This window comes from Pseudomonas reactans, assembly GCF_013387025.1.
In the GTDB taxonomy this organism is placed as follows: domain Bacteria; phylum Pseudomonadota; class Gammaproteobacteria; order Pseudomonadales; family Pseudomonadaceae; genus Aquipseudomonas; species Aquipseudomonas reactans.
On sequence record NZ_JACAQP010000007.1, the window covers coordinates 212,315 to 238,603 of the forward strand.

General features: G+C 58.4%; 22 protein-coding genes and 1 pseudogene. 17 read left to right on the plus strand and 6 right to left on the minus strand.

Annotation, left to right across the window (positions count from 1 at the left end):
• Positions 1 to 21: 21 nt before the first annotated feature.
• The 7 genes from HX793_RS09990 to HX793_RS10020 all read left to right on the plus strand — a co-directional run bounded on the left by HX793_RS09990 (position 22) and on the right by HX793_RS10020 (position 8,048).
• Positions 22 to 1,053, plus strand: coding sequence for a formylglycine-generating enzyme family protein (locus HX793_RS09990; RefSeq protein ID WP_306790379.1), 1,032 nt, complete (start codon positions 22 to 24; stop codon positions 1,051 to 1,053).
• 10 nt (positions 1,054 to 1,063) lie between these two features.
• Entirely contained in the window at positions 1,064 to 1,660 is a 597-nt protein-coding gene (gene ribA / locus HX793_RS09995) for a GTP cyclohydrolase II RibA (protein ID WP_177003854.1), read from the plus strand.
• Between the two features lie 28 nt (positions 1,661 to 1,688).
• Positions 1,689 to 3,377: a WD40 repeat domain-containing protein gene (locus HX793_RS10000; RefSeq protein ID WP_177049574.1), complete on the plus strand. Its 1,689-nt coding sequence runs from the start codon at positions 1,689 to 1,691 to the stop codon at positions 3,375 to 3,377.
• 17 nt (positions 3,378 to 3,394) lie between these two features.
• Positions 3,395 to 4,051: a class I SAM-dependent methyltransferase gene (locus HX793_RS10005; RefSeq protein WP_177049576.1), complete on the plus strand. Its 657-nt coding sequence runs from the start codon at positions 3,395 to 3,397 to the stop codon at positions 4,049 to 4,051.
• On the plus strand, positions 4,048 to 5,181 hold the full coding sequence (ribD, locus tag HX793_RS10010) for a bifunctional diaminohydroxyphosphoribosylaminopyrimidine deaminase/5-amino-6-(5-phosphoribosylamino)uracil reductase RibD (protein ID WP_256348216.1): 1,134 nt from the start codon (positions 4,048 to 4,050) through the stop codon (positions 5,179 to 5,181). The genes HX793_RS10005 and ribD overlap by 4 nt, the downstream gene beginning before the upstream one ends.
• Before the next feature lie 73 nt (positions 5,182 to 5,254).
• A complete protein-coding gene (locus HX793_RS10015) occupies positions 5,255 to 6,676 on the plus strand; it encodes an MFS transporter (protein WP_177049578.1) in 1,422 nt (473 codons plus the stop codon).
• A gap of 19 nt (positions 6,677 to 6,695) precedes the next feature.
• Positions 6,696 to 8,048: a DUF6687 family protein gene (locus HX793_RS10020; protein ID WP_177061832.1), complete on the plus strand. Its 1,353-nt coding sequence runs from the start codon at positions 6,696 to 6,698 to the stop codon at positions 8,046 to 8,048.
• Positions 8,049 to 8,372: 324 nt separating this feature from the next.
• On the opposite strand, the gene HX793_RS10025 is transcribed toward HX793_RS10020, so the two are convergent.
• Positions 8,373 to 9,335 carry a hypothetical protein gene (locus tag HX793_RS10025; protein ID WP_177062625.1) on the minus strand — a complete coding sequence of 321 codons (963 nt, stop codon included), beginning with the start codon at positions 9,333 to 9,335 and terminating at the stop codon, positions 8,373 to 8,375.
• A 498-nt stretch (positions 9,336 to 9,833) separates the two neighbouring features.
• Between HX793_RS10025 and HX793_RS10030 the strand changes: the two genes are divergently transcribed.
• Complete coding sequence (locus HX793_RS10030; protein WP_218178704.1) at positions 9,834 to 11,240, plus strand: hypothetical protein; 1,407 nt, start codon at positions 9,834 to 9,836, stop codon at positions 11,238 to 11,240.
• 653 nt (positions 11,241 to 11,893) lie between these two features.
• Here the strand turns inward: HX793_RS10030 and HX793_RS10035 are convergent.
• Positions 11,894 to 12,643, minus strand: a complete 750-nt coding sequence (locus HX793_RS10035; protein WP_122727041.1) for an SDR family NAD(P)-dependent oxidoreductase — start codon at positions 12,641 to 12,643, stop codon at positions 11,894 to 11,896.
• Positions 12,644 to 12,747: 104 nt separating this feature from the next.
• On the opposite strand from HX793_RS10035, the gene HX793_RS10040 reads away from it, so the two are divergent.
• On the plus strand, positions 12,748 to 13,107 hold the full coding sequence (locus tag HX793_RS10040) for a winged helix-turn-helix transcriptional regulator (RefSeq protein WP_177095995.1): 360 nt from the start codon (positions 12,748 to 12,750) through the stop codon (positions 13,105 to 13,107).
• A 59-nt stretch (positions 13,108 to 13,166) separates the two neighbouring features.
• On the opposite strand, the gene HX793_RS32005 is transcribed toward HX793_RS10040, so the two are convergent.
• Together HX793_RS32005 and HX793_RS32010 are read right to left on the minus strand one after the other, a co-directional pair.
• On the minus strand, positions 13,167 to 14,030 hold the full coding sequence (locus HX793_RS32005) for a methyl-accepting chemotaxis protein (protein ID WP_438810840.1): 864 nt from the start codon (positions 14,028 to 14,030) through the stop codon (positions 13,167 to 13,169).
• A pseudogene (locus HX793_RS32010) lies at positions 14,025 to 14,780 on the minus strand (MCP four helix bundle domain-containing protein); the annotation flags it as partial. The gene HX793_RS32005 and the pseudogene HX793_RS32010, both read right to left, overlap by 6 nt.
• Before the next feature lie 161 nt (positions 14,781 to 14,941).
• Between HX793_RS32010 and HX793_RS10050 the strand changes: the two are divergent.
• Positions 14,942 to 16,150: a multidrug effflux MFS transporter gene (locus HX793_RS10050; protein ID WP_177095997.1), complete on the plus strand. Its 1,209-nt coding sequence runs from the start codon at positions 14,942 to 14,944 to the stop codon at positions 16,148 to 16,150.
• A gap of 225 nt (positions 16,151 to 16,375) precedes the next feature.
• On the opposite strand, the gene HX793_RS10055 is transcribed toward HX793_RS10050, so the two are convergent.
• Positions 16,376 to 17,290, minus strand: a complete 915-nt coding sequence (locus HX793_RS10055) for a site-specific integrase (RefSeq protein WP_016975660.1) — start codon at positions 17,288 to 17,290, stop codon at positions 16,376 to 16,378.
• A gap of 108 nt (positions 17,291 to 17,398) precedes the next feature.
• Entirely contained in the window at positions 17,399 to 18,211 is an 813-nt protein-coding gene (locus tag HX793_RS10060; RefSeq protein ID WP_016975661.1) for a M949_RS01915 family surface polysaccharide biosynthesis protein, read from the minus strand.
• Between the two features lie 400 nt (positions 18,212 to 18,611).
• Between HX793_RS10060 and arnC the strand changes: the two genes are divergently transcribed.
• The 7 genes from arnC to HX793_RS10095 are packed head-to-tail and all read left to right on the plus strand — an operon-like array spanning position 18,612 to position 26,288.
• The gene (gene arnC, locus HX793_RS10065) at positions 18,612 to 19,646 is read left to right on the plus strand and encodes an undecaprenyl-phosphate 4-deoxy-4-formamido-L-arabinose transferase (protein ID WP_028616167.1); all 1,035 of its coding nucleotides are present in this window, start codon (positions 18,612 to 18,614) and stop codon (positions 19,644 to 19,646) included.
• On the plus strand, positions 19,643 to 21,634 hold the full coding sequence (arnA, locus tag HX793_RS10070; protein ID WP_177096000.1) for a bifunctional UDP-4-amino-4-deoxy-L-arabinose formyltransferase/UDP-glucuronic acid oxidase ArnA: 1,992 nt from the start codon (positions 19,643 to 19,645) through the stop codon (positions 21,632 to 21,634). The genes arnC and arnA overlap by 4 nt, the downstream gene beginning before the upstream one ends.
• The gene (gene arnD, locus HX793_RS10075; RefSeq protein WP_095016285.1) at positions 21,634 to 22,518 is read left to right on the plus strand and encodes a 4-deoxy-4-formamido-L-arabinose-phosphoundecaprenol deformylase; all 885 of its coding nucleotides are present in this window, start codon (positions 21,634 to 21,636) and stop codon (positions 22,516 to 22,518) included. The genes arnA and arnD overlap by 1 nt, the downstream gene beginning before the upstream one ends.
• A complete protein-coding gene (gene arnT, locus HX793_RS10080; RefSeq protein ID WP_177096002.1) occupies positions 22,515 to 24,170 on the plus strand; it encodes a lipid IV(A) 4-amino-4-deoxy-L-arabinosyltransferase in 1,656 nt (551 codons plus the stop codon). Before arnD ends, arnT begins: the two co-directional genes overlap by 4 nt.
• Positions 24,167 to 24,514, plus strand: a complete 348-nt coding sequence (gene arnE / locus HX793_RS10085; protein WP_016974730.1) for a 4-amino-4-deoxy-L-arabinose-phosphoundecaprenol flippase subunit ArnE — start codon at positions 24,167 to 24,169, stop codon at positions 24,512 to 24,514. The genes arnT and arnE overlap by 4 nt, the downstream gene beginning before the upstream one ends.
• On the plus strand, positions 24,511 to 24,912 hold the full coding sequence (gene arnF, locus HX793_RS10090) for a 4-amino-4-deoxy-L-arabinose-phosphoundecaprenol flippase subunit ArnF (RefSeq protein WP_177061580.1): 402 nt from the start codon (positions 24,511 to 24,513) through the stop codon (positions 24,910 to 24,912). Before arnE ends, arnF begins: the two co-directional genes overlap by 4 nt.
• Positions 24,909 to 26,288 carry a UDP-glucose dehydrogenase family protein gene (locus tag HX793_RS10095; protein WP_177049596.1) on the plus strand — a complete coding sequence of 460 codons (1,380 nt, stop codon included), beginning with the start codon at positions 24,909 to 24,911 and terminating at the stop codon, positions 26,286 to 26,288. Before arnF ends, HX793_RS10095 begins: the two co-directional genes overlap by 4 nt.
• The last annotated feature ends 1 nt before the right edge of the window (position 26,289 follow it).

A 26,289-nucleotide genomic window follows, 5' to 3' on the forward strand; every position in this document is an offset into this window, starting at 1 on the left:
GCTCGGAATAAAGGTGTACCTATGACAAATCAATACGGTTGGCATTGGCCAACGCTACCGAGCCCCTTGCCGAAAAACACGTCTGACCGGGTATTGATGGGCTACCCGCCGGCTTACGTGGAATATGAACTGACCCGGCAGATCGCCGACGCCACCGGACAGTTGATGAGTGCTCCCATCGAGCAACTGCTGCGGATGGTCGAGTCCGCTGCCGAACCCTTGGTCCGACGAATTGCCGCCGGTGAGGTGCTGGGCTGCAAGGGCGACCCGCGTATCGATGTATTCAATCCCAGCCTGCGCGACATTCCCGCCGCCCAAGTGGAAATCGGCCTGGAGCCGCAACGCGTTGACACGGTCATGAAGACCTACGCGGGTCTGGGCCTGGACCGCAGCTGGATCGAAAAGGAAACCCCCAATCATCGGGTCAGCCTCGCGAGTTTTCGCATGGCTCGGTACCCGGTGACCAACAGTGAATACCGCGCCTTCCTGCTGGATACCGGTTATCCGTTCTTGCCGACCAGTTGGGCCTTTGGCCGTTTCCCCCAGCACCAGGCCAACCACCCCGTGTACAGCGTCAGTGACGCCGATGCCGACGCCTACGCCCAATGGTTGAGCCTTCGCACCGGGCGCGCGTTCGCCTTGCCCAGCGAAGCGCAGTGGGAGTACGCCGCGGCAGGGCTGCAGCGCGCGCAGTTCCCGTGGGGCGAAACTTTCAATGTCGAGTACGCCAACACCCTTGAATTGGGGCTGCTGACCACGACACCCGTCGGGGTATTTATTGAAGGAGCCTCGATCTTTGGCGTGCTCGACATGGCCGGCAACGTGGAAGAGTACGTTGCCGACGATTATCAGGCGTACCCGGGCGGGCCTGTGATCAGTGATGACCTGGTGCTGGATGTCGGTCGGCACCGTGTGGCCCGTGGAGGCAGCTTCACCCGTTTCAGGGATCTTGCGCGCAATCAGCGCCGACATGGACGTTATCCAAGACCCATCTATGTCATGGGATTCCGTTTAGTGGAAAACAACGTTGACCAGAACGTCTCACGCACATAGAGGCTTAGTCATGGACACTCCAGTAACGCTGCATACGCAAGTCCCCATCTCGATTCTTGGTGGGTCCGTCAATGCACAGTTCTTCGGCTTCAAAGGCTTTGACAAACACAACGAGCATTTTGCCGTCAGGGCGGGCCGGCCGGATACCGAAGTACCGCTGGTTCGGGTGCATTCGGAATGCATCACCGGTGATGTGTTCGGCTCTCAACGTTGCGATTGCGGCCCGCAGTTGCAGGAAGCGCTCAGGGCGTTGAATGCCCAAGGCGGCTACTTGATTTACCTGCGCCAGGAAGGACGCGGTATCGGCCTGTATTCGAAGTTTGAAACCTACCTGCTGCAAGACGCGGGCATGGATACCTACGAAGCCAATCTGGAGCTCAACCATCCGGAAGATTCGCGCAGTTTTGCCCCTGCGGTCGCCATGCTGCGTGCCCTGGACGTCAATCGTTGCCGGCTGCTGACCAATAATCCGGACAAGGTCAAGCAACTGCGCGACGGCGGGATCGACGTGGTCAGTTCCGTGCCCACCGGAGTGTTCCTGACCAAGCAGAACCACAACTACTTGCGCTCGAAAGTCAGCAAGTCGCGGCACACCATCAAGCTTTGATTTCATTCTCCAGGAAAAGGATTTTTCGATGAAACATATAGGCCCTATCAGTGGTGTCGCCGCCCATGCGGGTGAGTTCATCGCCACCGCCGGCTACGACAACCAAGTGATCTTGTGGAACGCCCGCACCGGGCATTCGATCCACCGTGTCAGCCATGACCACCTCGCCAACCAGTGCGCGTTCAGTGCCGATGGCCAATTCCTTGTCAGCGCCAGCAGCGACTACACCGCACGAGTTTGGGAAGTGCCGAGCATGCGCCTGAAGGCCGTGCTATCGGGGCATGACGACGATGTGGAAATGGCTGTGTTTTCACCGGACGGAACGTCGATCGCGACCTGCTCACGCGATCATCAACTGCGCCTCTTCGACTTGGACGGCAACCTCAAGGGCACGTGCCGTGGGCATCAGGCTGATGTGATTTCCGTGGTCTGGTCGCCGGACGGCAAGCGGCTGATTTCCAGCAGCGACGACGGCACCGTGCGACAGTGGGATACCGCCAATTTCAAGCAATGTGATGAGGTCGATATCGGTGGGGTCGAGACCGATACCGTTGCCATCACTCGCGCCGGCGTGGTGTTTGCCGGGGATGATGAAGGGCGCATCTCGATTATCCACCAAGGCGATATCCGCTCCATTGCCGCACATGATGCGGGGATCAAACGGATCGTCTGGAACGATGAAAAGCAACTGCTGGTGACCTTGAGTTATGACCGCCTGGCGATCCTCTGGCGCTTTGATGGCATCCAACTGGAGCAACTGCGCAGCACCAATCTGCCCAGCATTGTCTGGCCGCGCAGTTGCGCGTTCGTTGGCAGTGATGCGCTGGTGTTCGCAACCTTTGGTTCACGCTATGCCACTTGGGATTATGAAACCGACCAGTGGACCGTGGAAGGGATCCAGCCGGCGGTAAGCATCAATGCCGTGGTCACCCGCGATGGCCGACAGTACAGCATCGGTGACGCCGGCTTGCTGTTTCGCGATAACCAACCATTGAGCGGCGTTGGCAGCCTTTGCAACTTCCTGTTGCCGTTCGGGCCGTTGCTGCTGACCGGCGGGCAGATGGGGCAGGTCTTCGATGCCCTCAGCGGGCGCCTGCTGTATCAGCACCGTTCGCCACTCAATTGTGGCACCACCTTCCAACGCAACGGCCACCTCCATGCGCTGATCGGAACCTACACGGGTGAAGGCCTGGTCTTTGTCATCGATGGCGATAACAGCCTGAAGTGGGTGGCCTCGATCCCGATGCACGATAACGCCATCAAAGGCGTGGCCGCCAATGAGCATCACTTGTTCAGCGTGTGCGCGTCGGCGGCCGCAGCCCTGCATTCGATCGACGACTTCAGCTGTTCGCGGCATATCGAAAATGCCCACACGCGTATCTCCAACGGTTGCTGCCGGGTCGAAGGCGGTTTTGCCAGTATTGGCCGCGACCTGAAGTTGCGCCTGTGGCTGGACAGCGGGGACGAGGTCTACGACACGCCACACCGCAACTCCATCAAGTGCATTTGTGCCTCCGCCGACGGCGAGGTCATTGCCACCGCCAACTACAGCGGCACCATCGCGCTCTTCGACTTGCCCAGCCGTTCCTGGCAGCAGGTGCAGCGCCCCACGGCCAGCGGCATCTCTTGCATCACCCACAGCCTTGCCAGCGATGACTTCCTGGCCAGCTCCTATGACGGCCATATCTACGGTATCGCCACCCGTCGCGCCTCTTGAACCAAGGATCTCCAGACATGAGCAAACCAGCGCAATTCATGGACGTACCGTCATACCGCGGGGCACTCAATACCTCGTTTGTGCACCGCTACAGCCATGGCGAAGACGAATGGTCGTGGGACATCGGCATGGCCAAGGCGGCCCGGGTGTTTCTCGAGTCACTGGGGGTGACGCCGGATCAGCATATTCTGGACGTGGGCGTCGGCCGGGCACGGGACGCCTCGGAGTTTATCCAGGCAGGGCACCGTGTGACGGGGCTGGATATTGTCCAAAACTCGAGTTGGCCGCTGCTGCGCAAGCGTTGGGGCGAGCGCCTGCAACTGGTATGCAGTGCGCTGCAGGACTGGCAGCCGTCTGCGGGCAAGCTGTTCGACGCCGTGCTGGACAACGGTTGTTTTCATCATCAACACCCTGACGAGTGGGAGGCCTACCTGGCCAACATCCGACAGTTCGCCCGGCCGGGCGCCTTGATCGGGCTGAATGTGTTTGGTGTCGACGCGAGCAACCCGACGCCAGGGTGGCGAGCAATGGACAACCAGCGTCAAGGTTACTTTTTCACCGAACAAGGTGTGCGCGAAACCTTCGAAGGGTTTGGCTTCAATTGGCAGGAACTGGTGGTGATCGAGCGTCAACATGGAGACGCGGTTTATCTCTTGGCGCTGCTTCGCACATGAGCCGGGTGCCGTTGTGCGACCGCCATTTCATGGCGCTCGCCCTGGCATTGGCCGATCGAGGCGCCTACACCACGGCGCCTAATCCCAGGGTTGGTTGCGTGATTGTCAAACACGACGAAGTGCTTGGCCAGGGTTGGCATGCAAGGGCAGGGCAGGCACACGCCGAGGTCAATGCGTTGCGCGAAGCGGGCGATCAGGCGCGGGGTGCCACTGCCTATGTCACGCTGGAACCCTGCGGTGGTCATGGGCGTACCCCGCCCTGTGTCGATGCATTGATTCATGCAGGTATAGCGCGGGTGGTGGTCGCCAGTGTCGACCGTTCCCAGCACGAGAATCATGGCGTCGAACGGCTCAGGGCGGCGGGGGTAGTGGTTGAACACCTGCCGTGCCCCGAGGCGCGGGAGTTGAACCAAGGCTTCTTTTCACGCATCGAGCGTCAGCGGCCCTGGGTGCGGATCAAGTTGGCCATGAGCCTGGACGGGCGCACAGCCCTGGCCACCGGGGAGTCCAAGTGGATCACCTCGGCGCAGTCCCGGGAGGACGTGCAAACCTGGCGCGCCCGATCCTGCGCCGTACTCACCGGCAGCGGCACGCTGCACGCGGACAACCCGCGTTTGACGGTGCGTCTGGCGGATCCGCAGACGGCGTTTGTCGCGCCGCTGCGGGTGGTGCTGGACCAGGATCTCAAAGGCCCCACCGACGCCCATGTATGGGATGGCGAGGCGCCCACCCTGATCTTTCATGGCCCGGCCGTCACACCACAGGGCGTGCCGCCAGACAGCGTGCGCTTTCGCCAGGTTGGGTTGTCGGACGGGCGCCTGGACCTGCATCAGGTCATGGCATGCCTGGCGGAGGAGGGGTGCAACGAAGTCCAGGTCGAAGCCGGAGCGGTGTTGTGCGGCGCTTTAGCGGCTGCGGGCCTGGTGGATGAGTGGCTGATCTATATCGCCCCCCTGTTGTTGGGCAGTGATGCCCGCCCATTGCTGGGGATCAATGGGCTCACGTCGTTGGCCGAGGCCCGGCAATTGTCGATTGTGGAGCAATGCCTGGTGGGTGGCGACCTGCGCCTGCGGTTAAAACCCCTAGGCGGTGAGTCAGCGTTATCGGCTGTCGTTGCAGAGGCAATATAGGGGACAAATAATTACACAAGTAAATGCTTTTATAATAGAGTGGTTTTACGTTAATCAGACTTGGTGTATCGAGATGAGATCTACGACAGGGTGGTCGGCATTACTACTTGGAAGGAACGGATTGCGATCTGCGGCCTTGGCGGGCGGTGTTGCGCTGCACGCAATCAACGTCTATCTGGTGACGACGATTTTGCCCTCCGTGGTCGCGGACATCGGCGGCCTCGACTATTACGCCTGGAACACCACGTTGTTCGTGGTGGCCTCCATCATCGGCTCCGTACTGTCGACCAAATGCCTAACCGGCTTGGGCGCGCGGGGCGCCTACGTCTGGGCGGGGGTGATCTTCGCTACCGGCAGCGCGGTGTGCAGTCTGTCGCCGAACATGGCGGTCATGATCCTCGGCCGAACGATTCAAGGGCTGGGTGGGGGGCTGTTGTTTGCGTTGCCCTACGCCATGATTCGGTTGGTGTTCGCCGAGCCTTTGTGGCCGCGAGCCATGGCGCTGATCTCTGGCATGTGGGGGGCGGCAACGCTGATCGGGCCGGCAGTGGGTGGCGTTTTCGCTGAGTACGACGCTTGGCGCGCAGCTTTTTGGGCACTCATCCCGGTCACCGTATTATTCATGTTGCTGGCCTGGGCACTGCTGCCGAAGAAAAGCACCGAGGCTCCACGCCGTATGGGTGTCCCGCTGGCGCAACTGGTGCTTTTGAGTGGCGTCGTATTGGCGATATCCGTCGGCAGTATCAAGCCGGATGCGGTCTATAGCGTCCTGGGCCTGGCGGTCGGCCTTTTACTGTTGTACTTCGTTTACCGGGTGGAAGTCCGTTCAACGTTGCGGTTATTACCCAAGGGCGCGCTGACTGCCCGCAGTGCGCTGCTGCCGTTGTATTTCTCCATGGGTTTGATGGTGGTCGGAATGACCAGCGAAGTCTTCGTGCCGTACTTTCTGCAAGTGCTGCACCTGCAAACACCGCTGCTGGCGGGTTACATCAGCGCGTTGATGGCGGCAGGCTGGACCTTGGGAGCACTGTACAGCTCTGGGCTCAAACCTAACCCAGCGATCCGCGCAATTGGCATTGCGCCGTTCTTCATTGTCGGAGGGTTGATCCTGGCGTTTATCTTCGTGCCGCGGTTCGGACCGTCAATCATCAATGTCGTGGGGGTGTGTGCCGGGATGTTGGTGATCGGTACCGGGATCGGGCTGGCATGGCCGCACTTGCTGACGCGCGTACTTGAGAGTGTGTCCGAAGATGAGAAGGAGCTGGCGGGGGCGTCGATCACCACCGTGCAACTGATCGCGACAGCCATTGGCGCGGCATTAGCCGGCATGATCGTCAATCTGGGTGGGTTCTCTTCACCCGGTGGTGTCGTCGGTGCATCGAGCGCAGCAGCGTGGCTCTTCGGTGTGTACGCGGCGCTGTCGGTATTGATCTTCTTCTCCGTCAGGCCGGTCACTCGAAAAAAAGCCGAGCAACCGACGTTTGACCCTGCTTGATCTCGAAGGGAAGCCGACGATGAATCTACTGTCCGTTTTGCCGCAGCGCGCCACTGAGTTTCTGACTGACCCCGATGTTGAGAAACAGGTGGGGGATCTCGAGATAAAAGTGCTGGGCGGGCGTCCCATCGGAATTATCAACAACCAGTTCATCGATTTGATGAGTGCGATTGCAGGACCGGGCGCAGTCCTGATCAACGGAGAACCCACCGACATCCGTCGCGAAAACCTTTGCCGTTTGAGCTATGGGTTGGGCACCGGTGGGGAACTGGCCTATGTACCGATTCAGGCGGGTGATTGCCACTTGGCGCTGAGCGATCACTCACCGCGCAAGCCTGCATCACCTGCTTCATACGAAAATGAGGCCGTCCGTATCAACCGCGAGAGCCCCTACGGGTACTTGCCGCTAGGCCATACCGCGCACGTGCCGAATGTGTCCCTGGACTCCATTGATAATGCTTCAACATTACTGACGCTGTCGCACTGGCCTTCCAACAAGACACCTGCGCCCTACAAAGCCAATCTGTCAACGCAAAGTGTTTTCAGTTTTCTCAAGCAACGCGATAACGTCGAAGGCGCAAAGATCGTCACCAGCGACCACTTTGACTTGGATGGGCTGGCCTCGATTTATGCTTTTCTATCGCCGTCCCATGCGATGCGGCATCAGCAACTGTTGATCGACATCGCCAGGCTGGGTGACTTTTCGCGGGGGGTATCAGCCCAAGCATTAAAAGCCGCCTTTGCATTCAATAGCTTGGCGGCACAGGTGAAACTGCCAGGAACGATCGATACTGACACCGCGTTGTTGCATCGTTACAGAGCGGTTTTACCCATGGTCGAGCAGGTCCTGGACCACACCGAGCGTTACGAGCCTTGTTATCTCGAAGGGATGGATCATCTTGCGCGCAGCGAGCGATTGTTGAGCCATCCGGACATGATGCTGGTGGAGTACCCGGAGATCGACCTGGCGGTTTTCCATCTTCCAACCGAGATCAGTCACGCGCCATTGAACCATCGGCGACCTTACTTGGGATTGTCGAATATTGCGTTTCACAACAGAACACGATGTGGCGTCGTCGCGATTGTTCACGGCGCTGTTCTCGAAGTTCGCCAGCGTTACGAGAGTTGGGTCGAACGCATCTCGGGTATTGCGCGGGCACGCAGAGATCTGTCGATCTTTGCTCGGGCACTGCAGCAGGATGAGAAAGAAGAGGGTGTGTGGCGCTACGGCGGCGTTGAAAACATCATGCCGGCCTTGAAATACGAGGGATCAGGTTCGAGTGGCTATTCGATGGAAACACTGCTGGTGGAACTCCGGCAATTTTTGAAGGTAGCTCCCGTAGCCTGGAGAGGATCACACTCAGCGAAGTGATCAGGGTCAATTTTGTCAAATCTGCGCGGGGCGATTCAAAGGCCATATCCCCTAAATCTCGATGCTGCATGCCCCATTGCGAACATGCAGCATATGGTTGGAGGCTCAATGCCCGCGGCCGTCATTTGAAGATGTGGAGGGGGGCATGGGGGCTGCGCTTTGGGTTGGGATGGTGGGCGCAGTTTTGGAGGGATTGGTGGTTGGGGCTTTTAATGCGTATTAGGGTTGGTTTTGAGGTTGCTGTGTTTCGGTTGGTTTTTTAGAACGACCAGCAGGTCTGATTCAGGTGCCTGCTGGTTCGCCCGCTAAATTGATGTGCGCCGATCAAACGTTTTGTTGTACTGGCGCAAATTCTGCCCTGACGAAATAGGTTTTTTCTTCATTGGTGGCTTCTGACATGCCGAGGTGAGCGCCGCCCTCCGCCAATTTGACCTTGACGGACAGCTCGAGATCTTTGTCTGTGGAAAATGACGTGCTTTCTTTGATTTCCAAGGATGCGGTGAGGCAACCGCCTTCTTCGCGAGCGAATACGACGGCTTTCCAGGAAGGCTCGTAAGAAAGCCAGAAGAATTGTCTGGCGTCGATTTTGCTGTTTGTTTGCCAAGGACGCCCGCTCAACGAAAACTCACGTGTATTGAGCTGGTCGTTGTCGCGTTGGGTGTCGCTTTTGTAGTTGAGCTCGCCACCACCGATAGGTCCGGCTTGAATAGATGCTCCAGCGTTAAGGGTGCTACGGGTTTTGTCTGTCGCCTTTTTGGTGATGCTGATTTTGGTTGCACCGAGATGAACCAATAGTTTGATCAGCTCTGACTCACGTTCCTCCAGTAGGATTGCGTCGTAGCTGTCGCTCGGAATGTAGAGCTGACCGTTGTCATCGTTGTGATAGTCGTTCAGGGGGTGCTTTCGGTAAGCCTTGCCGACGACTGGGTGACCTGGCTGGAAACGGTAGCCTTGTTTTTTCGCTTCGCTACTGGACATTGAGTGCTCGTTTACGTAGGCAGCCAGCATTTGTGCTTCAGCGAGGTCTGTTTGCGGTGTTTCAGCGTTCTCATTCTTTGAATCCCCCATCAGTGAAGAAAACAAGCTGGGAATGCGCAGCGCTGCTGACACAATCAACGGATTAGGCAGCAGTAAAGACATGGCACCAAAATTCGCCATAGCGCCGATCGAAGGTGTCAGCGCGCTTTCGCGCCCATGCATTGTGAAGTTTGGCGAGTATTCAGGATCACCTGGGAGTGCGAGCTTGGCTGTTGCTTGTTCTTCGATGATGTAGATGAGGTCTAGCACAGGGTAACGCTCCTTGTTGGCCGGCAAATTGGGGTTGTCGTGGATCCACATTGGTCAGATCGATAACCAATGGGCTGGGTCTATTCAGACATCTCCTTTTCGGCGAGATTGGTCTGACCTTGAGAGAAAATGGCTTTGAGCGGTTTGCATCGGGGGAAGGATGAGTCTGGGATGCGGTTGCCCTCTCTTTACAAAGGCTTTGCCCGCTGCGATGTAGCGACGCCATTCGGCGATTTGCAGGCCGGTGTTGAGGTCTTGGTGGGTCATGAGGTGCACCGGTGGGTGTCGGGGGGGGGGGGCGCCTCCGGTCAGGGCGCCCCAGGTTTTGCGGGGGCCAGAATTACTCACGCCGCTATGGTGGGCGGCGTGGGTGTGGAGGGCGTTAATTGAGTTTAGGGAAGATGCTGGGGCGAAGGCATTTAGAACAAAGGTCGAATGCTACACGTTAGTGGCCAGTGGCTATAATTCGAATTCAGCTAAAAACACAGGGAGTGCTATGTGAGCGATCAAGTCGAAGTCAATACCATTGATAAAAAGAGATTCAGCGCTCTAGTCGGGCCGTCTCGCACGCCTAACGCAGCGTTGGTCAGCAATGAAATCGGTTGGTTCGCCAACCCAGATGAGACAGTTCTTGGCGTATTGCTCCACGATATTGATGATGAATATGCGTGGGTGACCTTAGGGCGCGATGAAATTGGTCGATATAGAGCTTTCGATGTCGGTTCATGCCTTGAGAGTAAAGGTGAAGCCGAAAAAGCCTTGATTAATAAAATTATCGAGATCACCAACTCTGGAAAAACCGAGTTCCCTCAACGTGACAAAGGGAAAGCTCTCGATTTATTCGAGATAGTAGTTTCCGATGAAAAAATCCATCCATTCTTTAGAAAGCTAAGCGAAGCACCAAGCTTTACCGCTGCCAAGGGTATCATTGACGAAATGATGCCTCACTTCATAGATATAGATGGGAATTTCATCGAACAGTTTCAGTCCGCAGGATTCGATGCGCGAATTTGGGAGCTGTATCTGAATGCATACTTTATCGAAGAGGGATTTGAGTTTAATCGATCTTTCTATGCGCCAGACTTTAACTTGGAAAAATATGGTCAAAAAGTCTGTGTGGAAGCTACTATCGTAGGTCGTGCCAAACCTCTAAGCGAGGAAGAGGCAAGCCGTTCCGCGGAGCCAATGACCCAGGAGCAGATTTTAGAAAAGACAATGAATGAGATGCCGATAAAATTTGGCAGTCCTCTTTACTCGAAGCTCAAGAAGGAATATTGGAAGCATGAGCATGTCGCAGGCAATCCTTTAATTTTTGCGATTGCAGATTTCCACGAGCAGCAATCGATGATTTGGAGTTCAACTGCCCTGCCAAATTATCTTTACGGTGTACATCATAATTTCCACTACGAGGAAAACGGATCATTGGTCATAGATCCTGTAGTCATTGAAGCCCATAAGCACGGAGCAAAAAAAATCCCGTCGGGTTATTTCCTACAAGAAGGCGCTGAATATATAAGTGCAGTGTTGTTTTCTAATAGTGGAACGATCTCAAAATTCAATAGAATGGGGGTGCAGGCTGGCTTTGGCGCTGACAATGTCATACTTATCCGCAAGGGCTTTTGTTATGATCAAAATGATAATGCTTCGGTTCCTAAAGCATTTTCTTATCGCGTTACAAATGAATGCAATGAAGATTGGGCCGAAGGGCTTTCAATGTTTCATAACCCCAACGCTCTGCATCCGGTAAATCCCGAGCTATTTCCTTCTGTAGCCCATCATTTCTTTGAAGACGGCCAAATAGTCAGTTACTTGCCTGAGTTTCATCCTTACTCGTCCACTACTAGTATTTTGAATGTGGTTGATGACGATGAGTGGGAGAAAATGAAAAGTAAGGGAGGCGTTTAACTTTTAGAAAAGTGCCAAACAAATAATTGCTTGGCGCTCCCTCAGCTCAAACTTTTCTGTTTTTTAGCGGCAATATTAGTGCAGAGATGACAACGGACAGCATGAGGGCCGTGGGATGCTGTGCAAATAGAAAAATCGGACATGGTTCCACCTTCTAAATAGCTAGATTGTTTAGTTCAATCAGAATCTTTCGAAGGTGTTCAGCGATGGCGGTGTCGGTACTCACAAAGCTCACGACCGCTTAGGAAAGTGGTACTCGATTAAGGGCGATTCGAACGTGCGCCGATGCCCGTTGGATAAAAGCGAGTACCAGGCTAACCAATAGTGCCAGGGCGATACGGAGGAGAGTAAGTACAGCTACCCACTCTGGTGGGGTTGGTCTTTCCTCTAAACGAGGGGGAGTACAGTAGCTACCGCGACGCATGACGGGTGTAAATCCATCAGTGAGACAAATATCCGAACGTCGGTCTGCAGGCAGTTTTCTGTTGGCAGCAAGTCTCCGTCTGACCAGTTTTGGCTGGGGAAAATTCACGCCCATTTCGCATCGTCATGAACAGCGCATTATTTAACATAATATACATTATGCGTAATGTCGTATTGCGTAATCAGGGGCAGTGCCCATCAGATTTCAACAGGCAAAACCCCTATCTCACTCAAACCTGAGCAAAGCCTCCATCGACAAACATCTCACTGCCGGTCATGAAGCTGCTCTCATCCGATGCCAGGAACAACGCTGCCGCTGCAACTTCCTCGGGCTTGCCAATTCGGCTCAACGGAACCTGCGCGGTCATGTCGTCGATGATTGCGTCTTTCTGGCCTGTACCTGAAAGCGCCAGGTCCAAGCCCGGTGTCGAGATCGGCCCTGGTGAGAGTACGTTGACACGAATGCCCGTACCTTTCAGATCCAGCGCCCAGCTCCTGGCAAAGTTACGCAGCGCCGCTTTGGTGGCGCTGTACACGCTGAATGCCGGTGTGCCCATGGTGCCTGTGGTCGAACCTGTGAGGATCACCGAGCTGCCGGCGCTCATCAGTGGCAAGGCTTTTTGTACGGTGAACAGCGTGCCTTTGACGTTGATGCCGAAGGTACGGTCAAACGATTCCTCGGTGATCGAGCCGATCGGTTGGAAATCCCCCAGGCCTGCATTGGCAAACAGCACGTCGACCCGGCCTTTGGCGGCTTTGACTTGGGTGAACACACGATCGAGGTCGTCCAGTTTTGAAATGTCGCCTTGTATGGCGATGGCTTCAGGGCCAATCAGTTGCAGCGCCTTGTCCAGTTCCTCTTGTCGACGGCCTACAATGACGACTTGAGCGCCTTCCGCCGCGAAGCGAATGGCGGTTGCCAGGCCGATGCCGCTGTTGCCACCGGTAATGACTGCGATTTTTCCGTTGAGCCTGCTCATGGTGAACTCCAGTGAATAAGGTTGAGGCCCAACTGTAGATCTACGCTATTCTCTTGAATAGTATGCACCTTTTAGTAAGTACCCTACGTGGAGTCAGCTCGATCATGGCCAACAACTCATTCAATTGCGGGCTCGAGGCCGCCCTGGCGGTGATCGGTGGCAAATGGAAGCCGCTGGTGCTGTTCAACCTGGCGCAAAATGTTCATCGATATGGCGAATTAAGACGCGCGATTGGCGGCGTGACCGATAAGGTGCTGATCCAACAACTCAAGGAATTGGAGCGCGACGAAATCATCTCCCGCGTGGATTTCCAGGAGATACCGCCCAAGGTCGAGTACTCGCTGACACCATTCGGGCGGTCCTTGGCGACGGCGCTGGGCGGGCTGTGCCAATGGGGTACGGAGCATATGCAAACCGTTGAGCGTATCGCAAAGCGGCGTATGACCACCCTCTCCCAGCCTTGATCCCCTGCCCTGATAGCCAACTCAACTAAATGACTATTTAGTTGAGTTATATCAATAGGTTACATCTGAAACCGATCAACCGACTGCGACAACTTCCCGGCCAGGCTGGACAGTTCATCGGTAGTCGACGCCGTCTGCCCGATCACTCGGCTATTACTCTGCGACATCCCCGCAATCATCTCCACCTGGTGCGCAATTTCATTACTGGCCAGGCTCTGCTCGCCGATGGTCCGGGAGATATCGTTGACCATTTCCGTGGTGTTCAACGTCGCTTGGAGAATCTCGCGAATAGCCCGCTCCACTTCGGCGGTTACCGCCATGCCCTTGTCCACCTGAGCAACGCCCTCCTCCATGCTGGTTACCGCTTCCCGGGTGTTCAGCTGGATACGCCCGACCATGGCGGCAATTTCCTGGGTCGATGCGCTGGTGCGTCCGGCAAGGTTGCGCACTTCATCAGCAACCACGGCAAATCCACGCCCCTGCTCGCCGGCACGGGCAGCCTCAATCGCGGCATTCAGGGCCAGCAAGTTAGTCTGGTCAGCGATCCCCTTGATCACTTGGATAATGCTGAAAATGGCCTCGGACTCCTTGTCCAGCGTGCGAATCACTTGGGCGGATTGCTGCGCGGAACGGGCAATGCCATCCATGTCACTGACCACCTGATGAATCACCCGGCCGCCGTCCTTTGCCAAGGTTTCCGCCTGGTTGGCCATGTCGAGTGCGCGTCCGGCGTGCCGGGTGATTTCCTCGATGCTCGCGGTCATCTCACTTGCAGCAGCGGCCATGGTGCTGGCGGCGGCGCTCTGTTGCTGGCTGCTGCCGGCCACTTCATGGCAGCCGCGGCTCAGTTGCTCGCTCATGCCATTGACGCCATGGGCGTTGCTGCGCACCACTTCGATCATGCCGCGCAGGTCCTTTTGCATGGTGGCGAGGCTGCGGATCAAGACGCTGGCTTCGTCCTTGCGTTGGGGCTCGACGATGGGTTCACTCAAGTTGCCACGTGCGATGCTGGCGGCAATGCGGCTGGCCGCCTGTAGGGGGCCCATGATGCTGAGGATCACCCAGCGGCCCTGGGCCAACAGCAATAATAGGCTGGCGATCAACACCGCGCCCAAGGTCAAGTTGGCGTTGCTGATGGCCTGCCGAGTACCGACGCTGGTCTGCTGGGTATTGGTTTCGATCAACTCGCTCAGGCCCGCCATTTGATCTTCCAACTGGCTGAACGCGGCATTGAATGTGCCCAGTTCCCCGCGCGCGGCCTCAGGATTATCCAATGCCAGGGCGACGATGCGTTCGCCGGTAGCGATGTAGTTGTCCAGGCTTGGTTTGATTTTTTCCAGGCTTGCCTTGAGCGAATCGTCCAGCGGCAGCTTGAGGTTGTCTGCCAACACTTGCCGAAAGTGTTCGGCGTGCTCTTTTAGAGAGCTATCGACTTCGGCCTTGCTGCTGGTGCTTTTACCCAGGCCCACCAGCATCGCCGACAACACGTCGGCGCGCAGGGCGTCGTGCATCATGTCGGCTTCCATGTGGTTGCGCAGCACCGTCATGCTCACTTCGTTATCCTGTACGGCAGTGCCCATCCGGGTGTTTCCCAGGTAGCCGGCCAAGCTCATGATCAAGGCAGTGAGCAATCCGGTCGCTATCAACAGCATCAAGCGCAGTTTGATCGTCATGCTGGTATCCCCGTGCCTGGTCAGCCGGTTGAGAACCCAACCGTAGAAGCCCCGCTGCTCATGTTATCGGCCATCCATACTGCTTATTGAAGCCTAAGTTTGCGGATCTGCGCAGATCCCTTAAGCTGGCCGACCTTTGTTTGCTCCGCCCGGAATTGCCCATGTCTCGAAGCATTGCCCACCTCGCCCTGCTGCTGGGCTTGATCACCGCCGTTGGCCCCTTCGCCATCGACATTTATCTGCCGGCCTTGCCGACCCTGGGCGCGAGTCTGCACGCCTCGCCGGCGTTGGTGCAGATGAGCCTCACGGTGTTTTTTGTCATCGTCGGCGTGTGCCAGTTGTTCTACGGCCCGATCAGCGATGTGTTCGGGCGCAAGCCGCCGATTTATGCCGGCCTGGTGATTTTTGCCGTGGCCAGTGTCGGTTGCGCATTGGCGCCTACCATCGAATCACTGATCGCCTTTCGGGCCCTGCAGGCGTTCGGTGCGTGCGCGGGCATGGTGATTCCACGGGCCATCGTGCGTGACCTGTACACCGGGCATGAAGCCGCGAAACTCATGGCGTTGCTGATGCTGGTGATGAGTGTCTCGCCGATTCTCGCGCCGCTCGCCGGTAGCCTGGTGATCTCGCTGTGGAGCTGGCGTGAAGTGTTTGCCGTGTTGGCGGTGCTCGCGGTGGCATGCCTGGTGATGACCATCGTGCAACTACCGGAAACCCACCCGGCTGAACGCCGTCTGGGCAAGACCCTGGGCAGCGCCTTCAGCAGCTACGGCGCGTTGCTGCGTGACCCGGTGTTTATCGGTTTGTCGGTGGTGTGCGGGTTCGGCTTGGCGACGTTCTTCGTGTTTATCGGTAGCGCGCCCTTCGTGTACATCGAGCATTACGGCCTGACGCCCACGCAGTTCAGCCTGGGTTTTGCCGTGAACGCTGCGTCGTTCTTCGCCATGAGCCAACTCACTGCACGCCTCAGCGCATGCTTTGGCCTGGCGCCGCTGATTCGTTGGTCGGTGGTGGCCGTGGCGGCGGTTATGGCAGTGCTGGCGGTCACGACGTTGTGGGTCGACAGCCTGGCCTTGATGATGACGTTGCTGTTTATCGGCTTCGGTTTTCTCGGTCTGCTGTTACCGGCGGCGGGCGTCTTGTCGCTGGAGGACCACGGCGCGGTGGCCGGCTCTGCGTCAGCCTTGCTCGGGGCGATCCAGATGATCACGGCGGCCGTGTCCATGACGGTGATCGGTGTGTTCGCCGATCACACGCCAGCGCCGATGCTGATTGGCATTGCGTTGTGCGCCATCGCCGCAATGCTCACCACGCTGTGGACCTTGCGCCGCCTGCCGGCTCACTTGGCCAGCGCCCCGCCCTCCTCCTGATCATTGCCCATTGCGGCCAGATACGTCCTGGGGTAAATCCTGCGCTCGCGGCCCGTGTGGGGCGGCCGTCCAATTTCCGATCTGTCTACCGCTTCGAATCCAGGCGCAAATCAATACAGCCAGCGCCACCCATAGCAGCAGCGCCACGAGTGTAAACAGCGATACCCTTTCAAGCGTTGTACCCATTCCATCCTCCTTAATTAAATGACGCCATTACCCGAAAAATTAGAGATCAAACCGATCCACCGCCCGCCGCCGCTCATTGTCGTCACGCACGTCATAGCTGGCGGTGGTCTGGATATTGGTGTGGTGTGCCAGTTTCTGTGCAATCGACAGGTCATGCTCCTCGATCACCCGCGTAATGAATGAGCGGCGGAAGTCATGGGGCATGATCTTCACGCCTACCTGCTCGCCGCGCTGGCGGGCGATGTAGTAGATCGCATGCTTGGTGATGCGTTCGCGGGTGATATGGCTGCCGCGGCGGATACGATTGAACAGGAAACTGTCGTCCTGCTCGCCCTCCTTGAGCTGTTCGCGGCGAAACGCCAGCCACGCCTGCAACTTGGCGAATGCCCAATCCGGCGCGTACTTGATCAACTCCTTGTTGCCCTTGCCGATCACCCGCAGGCTGCGCTCTTCGAAGTTGATCTGCGCCAGGTCGAGGTTGACCGACTCCGACTTGCGCATGCCGGAACCATAGAGAATCCCAATCACCGCCGCATCGCGCAGGCCTTGCGGGCGTGGGTCGGCGGCGCAGACTTCCATCATTTCTCGGATCAAACTGCGCCGCAGGTTGCGACCCTGGCTCAGGCGCGTTCCCGGTGCGGCCTTGACAGTACGCATGCGCAACAGGTGTTCCTGGCTGATCAAGTTCATCCGCCAGGCTTCGTTCATCACACCACGCACCGCATTGACGTACAGCGATGAGGTGTTCGGCGCATACCCATCCTCGCGCAAGGCGGCAACCAGGGCGATCACGTGTTCGGGTTGCAGCAGGTGCCAGTCGATGTCTTCGAGGTTGATGTCCTCGAAGCCCAGGCGGTCGGCCGCGTCTTGCAGCACGTAGCGCATGGTCAGTTGGCTGGAGGGCGCCAAGCGGGTGAGGTAAAGGGTCAGCGGGTTGCGGATAGACTCAGTCAAGATATGTCAGCCTTTGGCTTAAATACCTCGAACAAGCCTTTGATTAATCGAGGTATTTAGTGAATTGGCGAAGGCCGAGTCTAACCCAGGACCGGCCCTGGCACAAAATCACGGGGCGGTGTCGTCATCTTCGGTAGCGTCCTGCGGCTGGACCTGGGCCTGGCTCCAGTCGCTGTCCTGCTTCTGCATCAGCGCGAACCAATGCTGGCGCATGAACGTCAGGTAGGCCTCGGGGGCCTTGGCAAAGTCCTTCTCGTCGCCGTAGCAACCGGGCAACGGCAGCTCGGTGCCCTGCTCCTTGTACTGGCTGACCAACGCCTGCTGCCCGGCCACGCTGCAATCCTTGGGCAACGGCATGCCGCGCAAGGCGCCGGCCTCCTCGTCCCACCAGGCCGCACCGACCCGGTCGACGCCGCGCAGACGGTACTTCTGCGACTTGCCGACATGCATGATCAGCTTGAATTCATTGGGGCTGACATCACTGGTGCAGGTGCGCGAATAGCCCACGGTGGCCTGGGTGATGCCGTCGCCGGTCAGGTCGGTGACCTTGGTCGCAGCCCGGTCGAAGCGCAGCGAGGCGTCGAATTCGCAATGCTGCACATCGTCGTAGAGCATCCACACGCGCTTGGGGCGGTTGCCGTCGATCAGGTATTGGGCCGCGTACACAAACGCCGATTGAGTGCCGTCGTCGTCACGTTCGCTGACTTGCTCGGCGAGCACCAGCAGGTTCTTGCCTTGCTTGTCGTCCCAGGTGTAAGCGGCGATCTGCTTGCCACGCACTTCGACACCGTCTGGTACCTGGTCGATGCTTGTGAGCGCGACCCCGTCGTCGGCTTGCACGGTGGTGACACACGCCACGCTCATCAACAAACCCATCAACACTGGCCGCAACTGGCCACGTAAAAGCTGCACGCTATTCATCCGATCACCCTGGCAAGAGACGGCTTACTTTACCGGCACTTGGGGCGCATTGCAGAGAAGATTCTTCACTAAATTCGAAGGCCGAGGGCGCACGTTCATGTTGAACCAAGCGCACGACGAACAGCTCCTATTTGGCCGCCAACTAAGCGTTAGTTGCTTAGCTGAACCCTAGCTGTCTACCTGTCAAATAAACGAGTTTTTCATCTGCCTTTCATATCTGTTCCACATTTTTACGCTTAATCTTGAACACAGCACTTCATAGCAAACCGCGCTATATCGTCTAACCTCTTGATTACGCTTCACCTTTGGTACCGTTTTTTAGCCTGCGGCCTGGACTTTCGCCTAATGATTGCTGCTGTTTTCACGCGCCAAGTTGCTCTAACCCCGAGGTCATGAATCTTTGAAACCCTACCCTATTCATTGCGTGTCGATCGTTATCCCGGTCTACAACGAACAAGAGAGCCTGCCTGAATTGCTGCGTCGCACCACTGCAGCCTGCAAGCAACTGGCCTACGAATACGAAATCATCCTGGTGGATGACGGTAGTCGCGACAATTCGGCCCAACTGCTGGAAGACGCCGCCGCTGAAGACGGCAGCAACGTGGTCGCGGTGATCCTCAACCGCAACTATGGCCAGCACGCGGCGATCATGGCCGGTTTTGAGCAGTGCCGGGGCGAAGTGGTGATCACCCTCGACGCCGACCTGCAGAACCCGCCCGAAGAAATCCCGCGCCTGGTGGAACAAGCCGCCCTCGGCTACGACGTGGTCGCCACCGTGCGCAACAATCGCCAGGACTCGGCCTTCCGTCGCTGGCCTTCGCGCCTGATCAACCTGGCCGTGCAGCGCTCCACCGGCGTGGCCATGACCGATTACGGCTGCATGCTGCGTGCCTATCGCCGCACCATCGTCGACGCAATGCTGGCCTGCCGCGAGCGCAGCACCTTTATTCCGATCCTGGCCAACGGCTTTGCCCGCCATACCACCGAGATCCTGGTGCACCATGCCGAGCGTGAACACGGCGAATCCAAATACAGCGCCATGCGCCTGATCAGCCTGATGTTCGACCTGCTGACGTGCATGACCACCACCCCGCTGCGCCTGCTCTCCATCGTCGGCTTCAGCCTGGCGGCGCTGGGCATTCTGTTTGCCCTGGCGTTGATCGTCATGCGCCTGGCCTTTGGTGCCGACTGGGCCGGCGACGGCTTGTTCGTGCTGTTCGCGGTGCTGTTTGTGTTCACTGGCGGCCAGTTCATCGGCATGGGCCTCTTGGGTGAATACCTGGGCCGCATGTACAGCGATGTGCGCGCCCGCCCACGCTTCTTTATCGAAAAAGTGCTGCGCAACCAACCGGCAGCACCGGCTCCCGTGGTCGTCGTTGACGGCCTGGTGTCTTCCCATACCTCTACTTCTTCTGCTGATCAGGTCCAATCATGAGTTCAAAAGCTGTTGTATTCGCGTACCACGACATTGGTTGTGCAGGCATTGAAGCGCTGCTCAACACCGGTTACGAAATTGCCGCTGTGTTCACCCATGCCGACGACCCGAAGGAAAACAACTTCTACGGTTCCGTTGCCCAACTGTGTGCACGTAACGGTATCCTGGTGCATGCGCCGGAAGACGCCAACCACCCGCTGTGGATCGAGCGCATCGCCAAGCTGAACCCGGACTACATTTTCTCGTTCTACTACCGCAACCTGCTGAGCGAGCCCCTGTTGGCCACCGCCCGCAAAGGCGCGTTCAACCTGCACGGCTCGCTGCTGCCCAAATACCGTGGCCGCGCCCCGGCCAACTGGGTGCTGGTCAACGGCGAAACCGAAACCGGCGTGACCCTGCACCGCATGGTCAAGCGTGCCGATGCCGGCGCGATCCTGGCCCAGCAGAAAGTCATCATCGAGCGCAACGACACCGGCCTGACCCTGCACGCCAAACTGCGCGACGCCGCCAGCAACCTGCTGCGCGATGCCCTGCCGCAACTGGCCCAAGGCAAACTGGCTGAAACCGCCCAGGACGAAAGCCAGGCCACTTACTTCGGTCGCCGCACGGCCGCCGATGGCAAGCTGGAGTGGAAAAAACCGGCTGAAGAACTGTTCAACCTGGTCCGCGCCGTCACACAACCGTACCCGGGTGCCTTCTGCGCCGTGGGCGAGCACAAGCTGATCGTGTGGCAAGCCGAAGTGGTCAAGGGCAACGAAGGCCTGGCGCCGGGCCGTGTGATCAGCGTCAACCCGCTGCGCATTGCCTGCGGTGAAGACTCCCTGGTGGTCAAGTTCGGTCAGCGCAACGACAACGGCCTGTACCTGGCGGGCCCGTCCCTGGCCAACGAATTGGGCCTGGTCGACGGTTCCGTGCTGCGCGGCGCCGAGTCCGGCCGCAAGCCGCGTCGTACCCGCGTACTGATCCTGGGTGTGAACGGTTTTATCGGTAACCACCTGTCCGAGCGCCTGCTGCGTGACGACCGCTACGAAGTCTATGGCCTGGACATCGGCTCCGATGCCATCGAGCGCCTGCGCAGCCACCCGAACTTCCATTACGTGGAAGGCGACATCAGCATCCACACCGAGTGGATCGAGTACCACATCAAGAAGTGCGACGTGGTCCTGCCGCTGGTGGCCATTGCCACCCCGATCGAATACACCCGTAACCCGCTACGCGTGTTCGAGCTGGACTTCGAAGAAAACCTCAAGCTGGTGCGCTACTGCGTCAAGTACAACAAGCGCGTGATCTTCCCGTCGACCTCCGAAGTCTATGGCATGTGCCAGGACCAGTACTTCGACGAAGACACCTCCAACCTGGTGGTCGGCCCGGTCAACAAGCAGCGCTGGATCTACTCGGTTTCCAAGCAACTGCTGGACCGCGTGATCTGGGCCTACGGCGCCAAAGGCCTGAACTTCACGCTGTTCCGTCCGTTCAACTGGATGGGCCCGCGCCTCGACCGCCTGGACTCGGCGCGTATCGGCAGTTCCCGTGCGATCACCCAGTTGATCCTCAACCTGGTGGAAGGCACGCCGATCCGTCTGTTCGACGGTGGCGAGCAGAAGCGTTGCTTCACCGACATCGCCGACGGCATCGAAGCCCTGGCGCGCATCATTGATAACGACAATGACGCGTGCAACGGCCAGATCATCAACATCGGCAACCCGGAAAACGAAGCCAGCATCCGTCAACTGGGTGAAGAGCTGCTGCGTCAATTCGAAGCGCACCCGCTGCGTGGCAACTTCCCGCCGTTCGCTGGTTTCCGTGATGTAGAAAGCAAGGCGTTCTACGGCACCGGTTACCAGGACGTGGCCCACCGCAAGCCAAGCATCGAAAACGCCAAGCGCCTGCTGAACTGGGAGCCGACCGTGGAGATGAGCGAAACCATTGGCAACACGCTGGATTTCTTCCTGCGTGAAGCCATGCTCGAAATAGCGGACAAAAAGTAATGCAGGCAGGCTTGCGAATCGACGTCGACACCTACCGTGGCACTCGTGAAGGTGTGCCACGGTTGCTCGAATCCCTGGATGAAGCGGGGGTGAAAGCGACGTTCTTCTTCAGTGTCGGGCCGGACAACATGGGGCGTCACTTGTGGCGTCTCATCCGCCCGCAGTTCCTGTGGAAGATGCTGCGTTCCAACGCCGTCGGGCTGTATGGCCTGGATATCTTGCTGGCCGGCACCGCCTGGCCGGGCAAGCCGATCGGCCGTGACCTGGGGCATTTGATGCGCCAGGCCAAGGCCGCCGGGCATGAGGTGGGCCTGCACGCGTGGGACCACCACGGCTGGCAGGCCAACACCGGCCGCTGGAGCGAGGCACAGCTGGTCGAACAGATCCGCCGTGGCGTCGACACCCTGAATGACATTCTCGGCGAGCGCATCGACTGTTCGGCTGCTGCCGGTTGGCGTGCCGACGAGCGCGTGGTGCAAGCCAAGCAAGGCTTCAATTTCCGCTACAACAGTGATTGCCGGGGCACCAGCCTGTTTCGTCCGACCTTGGCCGATGGCAGCGCGGGCACCCCACAAATTCCGGTGGACCTGCCGACCTTCGACGAAGTCGTCGGGCCGGTGGTGGCTGCCAAAGACTTCAATACGTTCATCCTCGACCGCTTTGCCGCGTCGAAGCTCAACGTCTATACGATCCACGCAGAAGTAGAAGGGATTCTGATGGCCAATGATTTCCGCCAGTTGCTCGCCCAGGCAGGGCAGCGCGGCATCGATTTCAAACCGCTGGGCGATTTGCTGCCCGCGGACCTGACCACCCTGCCCCAGCAACAGTTGGTGCGCGGCGCCTTGCCCGGCCGCGAGGGTTGGCTCGGAGTGCAACAGGCATGATCCGCCGTTGGGCCCTGCCCCTGCTCCTGTTGGCGTTTGGCGTGTTTTACCTGCTGCCACTGGCAACCCACGGCCTGTGGATTCCGGACGAAACCCGTTATGCACAGATCAGTCAGGAAATGCTGCTGACCGGCAAGTGGGCGTCGCCGCATTTCATGGGCATTCGCTACTTCGAGAAACCGGCAGCGGGCTACTGGATGATCGCGCTGGGCCAGGCGATCTTCGGGCAGAACCTGTTCGGCGTGCGTTTTGCGTCGGCCTTGAGCACCGGGTTGAGCATCCTGCTGGTGTTCCTGGTGTCACGTCGGCTGTGGAATGACCCTCAGAAGAGCCTGATCAGCACCGTGCTGTACATGAGTTTTGTCAGCGTGGCGGCCCTGGGCGGTTATGCCAACCTCGATCCGCAGTTCACCTTCTGGGTGAATCTGACCGGCGTGGCCTTGTGGTTTTGCTTCGACAGCACCACCCGCAATGGGCGACTCGGCGCCTGGGCCCTGTTAGGATTTGCCTGCGGCATGGGCTTTATGACCAAGGGTTTCCTCGCCTGGTTACTCCCCGTGTTGATCGCCCTGCCCTATGCGATCTGGCAAAAGCGTTTCCGTGAATTACTGGGTTATGGCCTGGTGGCGGTGGTGGTGGCGATTGTCATCAGCCTGCCGTGGGCGCTGGCCGTGCACCTGCAAGAGCCCGACTACTGGAACTTCTTCTTCTGGCATGAGCATATCCAGCGCTTTGCCGGCGACGATGCCCAGCACGCGGAGCCGTTCTGGTATTACCTGCCGCTGCTGGTTGCGTTCTGCCTGCCGTGGGTGGCGTTGTTGCCGTCCACGCTCAAACAGGCATGGCAGGACAAGCACAGTGCAAAAATCGGCTTTGTGTTGCTGTGGCTGCTGATGCCCCTGGCGTTCTTCAGCCTGGCCAAGGGCAAGTTGCCCTCCTACATTGTGCCGTGCCTGCTGCCATTGGCCCTGTTGATGGGCAACACCCTCGCCGACAAACTGGCCCGTGGCCATAGCCGTGCACTGCGGATCAACGGTTGGCTGAACCTGATAATCGGCGTGGTGGCCTTGCTGGCGCTGACCTGGGTGCAACTGAAGAAGCCGGTATACGAGCACGGCCAGGAAACCCTCAGCCTGGTGCTGGTGTTCACCTTCCTGTTCGCTTGGATCCTGGTCAACCTGCTGCAGGCCGCGCGACCTTTACGTCTGTGGGCCGCGCCGGTATTCGGCAGTTGGCTGATGGTTGCCTTGTTGCCAGCCGCACTGCCGCACTCGGTGATCTACAACAAGACGCCCGACCAATTCATCATCGATCACCTGCAGGAACTGCAACCGGCCACGGCCCTGTTAAGTAATGACCTTGGCGCGGCGTCGGCGCTGTCGTGGCGCCTGGCACGCCCGGACGTGACGCTCTACAACACCGTTGGCGAAGTCAAATACGGCCTGGCCTACCCGGATGCCACGCATCACAAGATTGACACCACCCAAGTCCAACAGTGGATGAGCGAGGCGCGTAAAAAAGGCCCGGTCGGCGTGGTCATGCGTGTCAAAGGTGACGATGAAATCGCAGAAGTGGCGCTGCTGCCCAATGACGGCCAGCGCTATGAGCAAGGCAATATCGTGATCCTGATCTTCCCGCAGGTGACGCCTTGATCACCCTGCTGCTGTTATTGGCTGCCTGCCTGCTGACCTGCATGGGCCAGGTGTCGCAGAAATTTGCCGTGGAAAGCTGGCGCGACCTGCCCGACGGCTGGGCGCTGAAACTGCGTTCGCCGTGGTTGTGGTCGGCGCTGATGTGCCTGGGTCTGGGCCTGCTGGTGTGGCTGCTGGTGTTGCAGCGCCTGGAAGTGGGCATTGCCTACCCCATGCTCAGCCTGAACTTTGTGCTGGTCACGCTGGTGGCACGGTTTGTCTTTCATGAGCCCATCGACAGCCGTCATTGGCTGGGCGTGGCGCTGGTGATTGGTGGTGTCGTGCTGCTGGGGCGCCACGTATGAGCCGGGTTCAAGGGTTTGCCCTGGCCTTGGGCAGTGTCGGCCTGGTCAGTGCTGCCCAGTTGGGCATGCGCTGGAGCATGACGCGCTTGCCGCTGCCCAGTGATTGGTTCACTGCCCAAATCGACCTCGGCGCCCTCGCCGTAGTCAGCCTGGCGATCCTGGCCTACGCGCTGTCGATGCTCTGCTGGTTGGGTGCGCTCAAGCACCTGCCGCTGGGCCGTGCCTACTCACTGTTGAGCATCAGCTACGCGCTGGTGTACCTGCTGGCGGCCAGCCTGCCGGTGTTCAACGAAGATTTTTCCGTTTCAAAAACCCTGGGGGTGGCCTTGGTCATCCTCGGTGTACTGGTTATCAACTCTCGTCGTGCTTGCGCTACAAGTCCCAGGAATACCCCATGAAAATCAGTGTATTTGGTAGTGGTTACGTCGGTCTGGTGCAGGCCACCGTGTTGGCCGAAGTCGGTCACGATGTCATCTGCATGGACGTTGACAAAAACAAGGTCGAGTCGTTGCAGAAAGGCCATGTGACGATCTTTGAGCCGGGGCTGGCGGCGATGGTCAAGGAAAACCTGGAAAGCGGGCGACTGCACTTTACCTATGACGAGAAGCTCGCGGTCGAGCACGGCGAAGTGCTGTTTATCGCCGTGGGCACGCCTTCGGATGAGGACGGCTCGGCGGATCTGAAGTACGTGCTGTCGGTAGGTGATGCCGTGGCCCGTCATCGCAAGGAGCCGGTGATCCTGGTGGAAAAATCCACTGTGCCCGTGGGCACTGGCGATACCCTGCGCGCGCATATCGAAAAAGCCCTTCACCTGGCTGGCCGGCATCTGGAGTTCGATATCGTCTCCAACCCGGAATTCCTCAAGGAAGGCTCGGCCGTGGCCGACTGCCGCCGCCCCGACCGCATCATCATCGGCTGTGAGCGCGAAGAAGTACGCGACGTCATGCGCGACCTGTACGCCCCGTTCAACCGCAACCATGACCGCATCATCTTCATGGACCTGCGCAGCGCCGAGCTGACCAAGTACGCCGCCAACTGCATGCTGGCGACCAAGATCAGCTTCATCAACCAGATCGCCGAGCTGGCCGAACACCTGGGCGCGGACATCGAAGCCGTGCGTCTTGGCATCGGCGCCGACTCGCGCATCGGCTACCACTTTATCTACCCCGGCTGCGGTTATGGCGGTTCGTGCTTCCCCAAGGACATGCGCGCCCTGATCCACAGCGCCAAGCAAGCCAACTGCTCCAGCGACCTGCTGGAAGCGGTGGAAGCCATCAACCAGCGCCAGAAGAGCAAGCTGTTCGAGCGCATCAACGCGTTCTTCAAGGGCGACCTGCGCGGCAAGACCTTTGCCCTGTGGGGCCTGGCGTTCAAGCCGAACACCGACGACATGCGCGATGCGCCGAGCCGCGTACTGATGGAAGCCTTGTGGGCGGCCGGCGCCAACGTGCGCGCGTTCGACCCCGAAGCCATGCAGGAAACCCAGCGTATCTACGGCGATGATCCACGCCTGATGCTGATGGGCACCCCGGAATCCACCCTGGGCGGCGCCGATGCGCTGATCGTTTGCACCGAATGGCAGCAGTTCAAGGCGCCGGACTTCGACTTGATCCACCAACGCCTGAAAACCCCGGTGATCTTCGACGGCCGCAACCTCTACGACGGCGAGCGCCTGGCGCGCAAAGGCTTCCAGTACTACCCGATTGGCCGTGGCGACTCCTGCCAATTGCCGATTCCGCAGCAACAATGGTTGCCGCAGGTTGTGGAAGCCTGAG